The 6,057-nt window shown below is 52.9% G+C and carries 9 protein-coding genes and 1 riboswitch; of the genes, 6 read left to right on the forward strand and 3 right to left on the reverse strand.

Features of this window, described 5'->3' with window-relative positions; translation table 11 throughout:
* Nucleotides 1-55 precede the first annotated feature (55 nt).
* From sleB to PAT3040_RS12425, 4 genes are all read left to right on the forward strand, one after another.
* Complete coding sequence (gene sleB, locus PAT3040_RS12410) at nucleotides 56-709, forward strand: spore cortex-lytic enzyme (RefSeq protein ID WP_108992896.1); 654 nt, start codon at nucleotides 56-58, stop codon at nucleotides 707-709.
* A 104-nt stretch (nucleotides 710-813) separates the two neighbouring features.
* Complete coding sequence (locus tag PAT3040_RS12415; RefSeq protein WP_087569247.1) at nucleotides 814-1,452, forward strand: DsbA family oxidoreductase; 639 nt, start codon at nucleotides 814-816, stop codon at nucleotides 1,450-1,452.
* A gap of 78 nt (nucleotides 1,453-1,530) precedes the next feature.
* Nucleotides 1,531-2,616: a lactonase family protein gene (locus PAT3040_RS12420; RefSeq protein ID WP_108992897.1), complete on the forward strand. Its 1,086-nt coding sequence runs from the start codon at nucleotides 1,531-1,533 to the stop codon at nucleotides 2,614-2,616.
* Nucleotides 2,617-2,668: 52 nt separating this feature from the next.
* The gene (locus PAT3040_RS12425; protein WP_087569245.1) at nucleotides 2,669-2,890 is read left to right on the forward strand and encodes a cold-inducible protein YdjO-related protein; all 222 of its coding nucleotides are present in this window, start codon (nucleotides 2,669-2,671) and stop codon (nucleotides 2,888-2,890) included.
* Nucleotides 2,891-2,969: 79 nt separating this feature from the next.
* Here the strand turns inward: PAT3040_RS12425 and PAT3040_RS12430 are convergent, their stop codons facing one another.
* Nucleotides 2,970-3,284 carry a DMT family transporter gene (locus tag PAT3040_RS12430; protein WP_087569244.1) on the reverse strand — a complete coding sequence of 105 codons (315 nt, stop codon included), beginning with the start codon at nucleotides 3,282-3,284 and terminating at the stop codon, nucleotides 2,970-2,972.
* Entirely contained in the window at nucleotides 3,281-3,631 is a 351-nt protein-coding gene (locus tag PAT3040_RS12435) for a DMT family transporter (protein WP_087569243.1), read from the reverse strand. Before PAT3040_RS12435 ends, PAT3040_RS12430 begins: the two co-directional genes overlap by 4 nt.
* 108 nt (nucleotides 3,632-3,739) lie before the next feature.
* Nucleotides 3,740-3,847: riboswitch (guanidine-I (ykkC/yxkD leader) on the reverse strand.
* A gap of 110 nt (nucleotides 3,848-3,957) precedes the next feature.
* On the opposite strand from PAT3040_RS12435, the gene PAT3040_RS12440 reads away from it, so the two are divergent.
* Together PAT3040_RS12440 and PAT3040_RS12445 are read left to right on the forward strand one after the other, a co-directional pair.
* Nucleotides 3,958-4,413 (forward strand): thiol-disulfide oxidoreductase DCC family protein, encoded by a 456-nt coding sequence (locus PAT3040_RS12440; RefSeq protein WP_258234956.1) that lies wholly within the window; start codon nucleotides 3,958-3,960, stop codon nucleotides 4,411-4,413.
* A gap of 24 nt (nucleotides 4,414-4,437) precedes the next feature.
* Complete coding sequence (locus PAT3040_RS12445) at nucleotides 4,438-5,316, forward strand: radical SAM/SPASM domain-containing protein (protein WP_087569242.1); 879 nt, start codon at nucleotides 4,438-4,440, stop codon at nucleotides 5,314-5,316.
* Here PAT3040_RS12445 and PAT3040_RS38595 read toward each other — a convergent pair.
* Nucleotides 5,298-6,057, reverse strand: a 760-nt coding sequence (locus PAT3040_RS38595; RefSeq protein ID WP_258234957.1) for a chloride channel protein, incomplete at its 5' end; no start/stop codon positions are given. The two genes, PAT3040_RS12445 and PAT3040_RS38595, sit on opposite strands and share 19 nt — an antisense overlap.

Genomic DNA, 6,057 nt, shown 5'->3' on the forward strand with positions numbered 1-6,057 from the left:
GAGTCGCTTGCCAGCATTGGCCGGCGATAATCGGAAGAGGAGGCATGATGCCAAGATGATAAACAAACTTCGAATCGGCGCCATGGTCGCCGTCCTGTTTGCATTGACGTTAGGGACTGTGATGCAGCCGGCTTCGGCGGCGGCACCGGCCACTTTACAATATGGATCCACTGGCGCGGATGTGCCGGATCTCCAATATAGACTCAAGACGTTAGGTTACTTCAATGAAGGACTCACCTCTTACTACGGCGGCGTTACCCGCCATTCCGTGCTGCTGTTCCAGAGGGATTACGGTTTGAAAGCGGACGGAATCGCTGGACCTGCGACATGGAAGATGCTTAAGAAGGTATCGGTCAACAGACACGAGCTTGACTTGCTTGCGCGAATTATATACGGCGAAGCGAGAGGAGAACCGTACGCGGGACAGGTAGCAGTCGGCGCGGTAGTCATGAACCGAGTGGCTCATGCCAGCTTCCCGGATACGGTAAAAGACGTGATCGAGCAGCCGCGCGCATTTACCGCAGTGGACGACGGTCAATATTACATGAAGCCGGATACGACAGCATATAAGGCGGCGCTGGACGCCGTACGCGGCTACGATCCGTCAGGCGGAGCTTTGTATTATTTTAACCCGGATACGGCAACATCATCCTGGATCTGGTCCCGCAAGCAGATTGGCAAAATCGGCCGTCACATCTTTGCTGTCTAATAGATAAAGCATGATCGTGGAGCAGCATGTTGCTGCTTCCATCGACATGCTTTTTTTTGTGAAGACATGCTATAATAGATCGGTACATAACTGGGAGGTGCAAGATGAAGGTCGAAATATGGTCGGATTATGTATGTCCGTTCTGCTATATTGGCAAAAGAAAGTTCGAAAGCGCGCTTGCCAGCTTCGAGCACAAGGACAGCGTTGTTACAGAGCTGCGAAGCTTCGAGCTGGATCCAAGTACGGATTCTTCCCTCGGCATGACTACCCATGAAATGCTGTCGCGCAAATACGGGATGAGCCTGGAACAAGCAAAGTCGACTGGCGATGGCGTAGTTCAACAAGCGGCAGCCGTCGGATTGACGTTCCGCCTGGATGGCGCTTTGTCGCTTAATACGTTTAACGCGCACAGGCTGGCGCATTACGCCGAGGAGCAAGGCAAGGGAGCTGCCATGTCCGAGCGCCTGCTTAAGGCTTATTTTACGGACAACTTGAACATCGATAATCCAGAACAGCTCGCTGCGCTTGCAGACGAGGTCGGACTGGACAAGGACGCGGCGCTGGCAGTGCTTCAATCCGACAGCTATGCGGATTCCGTCCGGGCGCAGGAGCAGGAAGGCAGCCGGCTTGGCATTCGCGGCGTGCCATTTTTTGTCATCGATCGCAAATATGCGGTGTCCGGTGCCCAGCCGCCGGAAGTTTTCCTGGAGACGTTAAAAAAAGCTTGGGCGGAGAAGTCCTGAAGGTGCAAACAAGCCTGCGGTATGGAACCGGGGCCGCTTGCACAAAATAGATCACGGCAGCAGGGAGAGGATACAGACATGTCTACGCAAGAGAGCCCATTGTACGTTTTTGTCGGTTCTTACGCTAACCAGGAGGATAACGGCGTCAAGGTGTTTACGCTGGACGAAAAGAGCGGAAGCTTGACGCTGAAACACGAATACGCGGGTCTGCGCAATCCGACCTTCTTAAACGTGGATGCCGCTCGCGGCCGTCTCTATGCGATAGCGGACATTACGAAGGAATCGGGCAATAAAGTCGGGATTGGCGTCTCGTTTGCTATCGATAAGGAAACGGGCGAGCTTACGGAGCTTAATCGCGCCGAGATGGCAGCCAATACAACATGTCATATTCAGCGTGACCGCGATAGCCGCTTTCTGACTGTAACGAGCTATCACGGCGGCATGATTGGATTGTCCGCAATCGGAGAAAAGGGAACGATCGGCGCTGTTTTGGACACTGCCCAGCACGTCGGAGCGAGCACGGGCGTAGATCCGCAGGACAAGCCTCACCCGCATTCCAGCTTCTATAGTCCCGATGGACGTTACCTGTTCGTGCAGGATCTGGGGCTCGATCGCATTGTAGCTTATCGCCTGGATGATGAGCAAGGCAAGTTGATCTACCACAATGAAACGGTCATTCGTACCGGAGGAGGTCCACGGCACTTCGTGTTCCATCCCGGCGGCGAATTCGCCTATGTCATTAATGAACTGGATTCAACGGTAACGGCATTTCGATATGACGCAGAGAACGGCGTGTTAAGCGAGATTCAGACAATCAGCACATTGCCTAAAGAGTTTGACGGAGAGAACGGCTGCGCGGAAATTACGATTTCGGGCGATGGCAGGTATGTGTATGGCTCAAACCGCGGCCATGACAGTATCGTCGTCTACCAAGTACAGGAAGGCAGCGGCGAGCTAAAGGTTGTTCAGCATATCTCGACGGAAGGCGGCCATCCGCGTCATTTTGCTTTAACTCCGATCGGCAATTATTTGATCGCGGCCAACCGCGACGGCAATAATCTCGTCACCTATCTGGTGGATAAGGAGCAAGGAACGCTTACTTGGACGGGACATTCCACGGAGGCCTCCAAGCCTGTGTGCGTCATTCCGGTATACTTATCTTAATAAATCACAGCATCATGCATTTTTTGGCGAAAGAAAGGAACTAGATACTCACGTGACGACAACAAGCGACGGTACAAAACCGAACTTAAAACCTACAAAAATATGGAAATGTAAAAATACCGAATGCAAAGCGTGGGTACGCGATGAATTCGCGGCAGCGACAGAGCAGCAATGTCCCATCTGCAAAGGGCCGATGCTCCGCAGCATGAGACATCTTCCTCCGGTTCAGAACAAGGCGAAGTCGCAGCCGCGCAAACCAAAAAACGATTTCTAACAGCTCAATAAGGAAACAACAACACCCCTTTCTCGAAGGTTTACTCCGTAGAAAGGGGTGTTGTCTGTTCAAGAACAGCCTAGCCGATTAATTTGAGTCCGATTACGCTGGCAAGCACGAGGGCCATAAAAAAGAGCCTGAGCGGCGTTCGGGGCTCCTTGTAGAACAGGATGCCGACTAACGCGCTTCCCACCGTTCCGATGCCGGTCCAAACCGCATATACCGTGCCCATGGGCAGGTCCTTCATGGCAAGCGACATAAATATGAAGCTGGCAAGGAAGCCTCCGCCCAGCATGAGGATACTTCGGGCAGATACACGCTTGTTCAGCTCCGAGATGCCAACGACTCCGACGACTTCCAGCATTCCTGCTAAAATGACGAACAACCAGCTCATGACGATGTTCCTCCTTCGCGTTCATGCGTAACCAGCTTGAGTCCGATTACGCCGGTTAACAACAAGGAAATAAAGGCGATCTTGCCCCAATTAAACGGTACGCCGAATACAGTCATCTCCGCGATGACGCTGCCGGCGGTTCCTAATCCCACAAAGACCGCATAGACGGTGCTCGTTGGCAATATCCTGGAGGAGTAAATGAGCAAGCCAAAGCTGACTACGATAGCCACCCCGGTTACAATCCACTCCCATACGCTGTCCGCGTGTTTTAAGCCGATGACCCAAATAACCTCGAAACAAGCAGCGATGACGACGATAAACCAATATTTGTTGTTAGATGAAGACATGTAGATCTGCTCCTCTCCGTTTTTGTTAAACCTAGCATGGCATTTGCGGGCGCAAACAATCCGTGGCGGGCATCACAACAAAAAAAGCCCGGGAAATATCGTATCGATATCTCCCGGGCTTTTGTCCCTCCGTGTCATTCGCAATAGAACGGCTATCGCGCGGATTCCCTCGGACCAGTCCGGCGCGAGCGCCGCGGAACCCTAGAATCCCTTTGCCATATTCGGTTCGTTTGATTATAGTACAGGATGCCCGGCAAGGTCAAGTGCAAGAATGCCGAATCTATGATAGGATGAGGGAAGCTGCTGGAGGAAAGTAGGCGAGAGAATTGGAGAATGATGAACAAAATAAGAAGGAGCGGCGGATCGAACAGCCTGTCATCTTGATTGACGGTCACTGCTACCTGTGTCAAGATATTGTTCGTTATTTGGTAAAGCGCGATTCCCGCGCCCGCTTCCGATTCGCTGCGTTGCAATCTCCCGCTGGCCGGTCGATTCTCAAGGCAATGAATGATGGCGGGGACGGGGACATGGATGATTTCGATTCTTTCATCCTTGCCGTTAACGGCCGTTACTACAACCGGTCGGGAGCAGCTCTCCGGGTATGGAAGGGACTTGGCGGCTGGCGTTCGCTGGCTTACGCGCTGATCGTCATACCCGCGCCAATCCGGGATGCCGTCTATCGGTTCATCGCACGCAACAGATACCGCTGGTTCGGCAAGTCGGAGCAATGTTTGCTGCCAACCAAGGAAGTTAGGGAACGATTTCTGCCGGAAGGTTACTAATTCTAAATAGATGGGGCTCGGTTCATGAAACGATTTAAGAAGTTCTATATCGAAACAACGAGTATATGCAATTTATCCTGCCACTTCTGTCCGCCTACGCAGCGGGCGAAAGGGTTTATTTCGGTGGAGGATTTCATTAAAACGCTGGATCAAATAAAACCCTTTACCGACTATATTTATTTCCATGTCAAAGGGGAGCCGCTGCTGCATCCCAAGCTGGACGAGCTGCTGGATATTAGCCATGAGAAGGGCTTCAAGGTCAATATTACGACGAACGGGACGCTGATTTCCAAAAATCGTTCCAAGTTGCTGGGCAAACCCGCCCTCCGACAAATGAATTTCTCGCTTCACAGCTTCGATGGACATGCGGGCTCCAAGGATAAAGCCGGCTATCTGGCCGCTATCCTGGACTTCGTACGCGAAGCGACAGCCCAGAGCGATCTCATCGTATCGTACAGGCTATGGAATCTGGATATGGATAACGAAGTTAACCAACAGCGGGACAAAAACAGAGAGCTGCTCTCCATGATCGAAGAAGCGTACGGTCTCGACTATCACATTGAAGAGAAATTTAAGCCGGGTACAGGGGTAAAGATCCAGGATAGGATCTACCTTAATCAGGATCCGGAATTCAAGTGGCCCGATCTGAAGGAGCCTGAGGATGACGGAAAAGGTTTCTGTCATGCGCTTCGCAATCAGGCTGGCGTGCTGATCGACGGAACGGTCATTCCGTGCTGCCTCGATGGGGAGGGAGTCATTAACCTGGGCAATATTCACAATAGTCCGTTCGCGGATATTGTGGAGGGAGAGCGGGCTGTCAAGCTGTACGACGGCTTCTCGCGCAGGGAAGCCGTCGAAGAGCTGTGCCGGAAGTGCGGATACCGTCAACGCTTCGGGACGTAGTGACGGATATGGGATTCGTAGATGCCTCGTCCATAGGCGGCATAGTAGCTGATCCCGCATGCCATGGCGAAGTAGGCAATACCTGCTGGACCAAACAGCTCCACTCCAAGCAACAAACAAGCGAGGGGAGCTCTTGATGCGGCTCCAAAGACGGCGATAAGACCCAATGCGGCCAGGAACGGCGAGGGCAGCGATAACAGCGGCGCCAATGCGCTGCCGAGCGTGCCGCCAATGACAAAGAGCGGCGTGACCTCGCCTCCAAAGAAGCCGGCTCCTAATGTGAGAGATGTAAAAAGAAGCTTCCAAGCAAAGTCTTGAGGGGCTGCCGTTCCATCAAACGAATCCGCTAACAACGGAAGTCCCAAACCTAAGTAGTCGCGCGTTCCGAGACAATATACGAGTGCAATAATAATAAGACCGCCGACAATAGGGCGAACCGCGGGATGAGGCACATACCGGACAAACAGCCATTTCAGCGACGAGGTAAGCCGTATGAACAGCTTGGCGGCGATACCGAACAGTATCGCGGCCGCCGCCACCTGCGCCGTTACGAGCCAATCGAGCTCGGGCAGCGGGCCAATCCTGTAATGGCTATGATGCGCTCCCCAGGCAAGCGTAACATAATGACCTGTAAATGCGGCAAGCAAAGCGGGAATCAAGGCTCGGAACCGCATGCGTTTCGGCGCAGCCACTTCGATGCTGAAGACCGTACCGGCGAGCGGAGTGCCGAACACGGAGCCG

Origin of the sequence: Paenibacillus agaridevorans (assembly GCF_003112455.1) — a bacterium.
Taxonomy (GTDB): Bacteria; Bacillota; Bacilli; order Paenibacillales; family Paenibacillaceae; genus Pristimantibacillus; species Pristimantibacillus agaridevorans.

Coding starts and splice junctions, on each gene's coding strand:
- sleB (WP_108992896.1), top strand. CDS start 56: ATGATAAACAAACTTCGAATCGGCGCCATGGTCGCCGTCCTGTTTGCA.
- PAT3040_RS12415 (WP_087569247.1), top strand. CDS start 814: ATGAAGGTCGAAATATGGTCGGATTATGTATGTCCGTTCTGCTATATT.
- PAT3040_RS12420 (WP_108992897.1), top strand. CDS start 1,531: ATGTCTACGCAAGAGAGCCCATTGTACGTTTTTGTCGGTTCTTACGCT.
- PAT3040_RS12430 (WP_087569244.1), bottom strand. CDS start 3,284: ATGAGCTGGTTGTTCGTCATTTTAGCAGGAATGCTGGAAGTCGTCGGA.
- PAT3040_RS12435 (WP_087569243.1), bottom strand. CDS start 3,631: ATGTCTTCATCTAACAACAAATATTGGTTTATCGTCGTCATCGCTGCT.
- PAT3040_RS12445 (WP_087569242.1), top strand. CDS start 4,438: ATGAAACGATTTAAGAAGTTCTATATCGAAACAACGAGTATATGCAAT.